Origin of the sequence: Flavobacterium collinsii (assembly GCF_902804485.1) — a bacterium.
Lineage (GTDB): Bacteria > Bacteroidota > Bacteroidia > Flavobacteriales > Flavobacteriaceae > Flavobacterium > Flavobacterium collinsii.
In genome coordinates, this window is record NZ_CADCST010000025.1 from 1 (window position 1) to 426 (window position 426).

Annotated in this window: 1 protein-coding gene; it reads left to right on the forward strand. The window is 38.3% G+C overall.

Annotated features, from left to right (window positions below):
• Window positions 1-60: 60 nt before the first annotated feature.
• Window positions 61-426, forward strand: a 366-nt coding sequence (locus tag FLA105534_RS00160) for an AMP-binding protein (protein WP_317168128.1), incomplete at its 3' end; no start/stop codon positions are given.

The following is a 426-nucleotide window of genomic DNA, read 5'->3' on the forward strand; positions in this document are numbered from 1 at the left end:
AATGATACGGCAGTTGCTTATCCAAAAGATAAGACTGTAGTTGATTTGTTTGAAGAGCAAGTGAAGAAGACCCCTGATGCTATAGCTGTTGTTTATGAAGGAGAAGCATTAAGTTATAGGGAGTTAAATGAGAAGTCGAATCAACTGGGTCATTATTTAATAGAACAGGGAGTTGAGCCTGATACTTTGGTAGGTATTTGTTTGGAGCGTAGTCTGGAGATGCTTATAGGTATCTTGGGTATTTTAAAATCAGGGGGTGCTTATGTGCCTGTTGATCCTGATTATCCGTCGGATCGTATTGGTTATATGCTAGATGATGCCGGCATCAAACTGGTATTAAGTATGGAAGATAACCATAAGATTCTGGCAGATTATAAGGATATTGATGTTTTACTATTGGATAAAGATTGGGCGAAGATCTCTGTT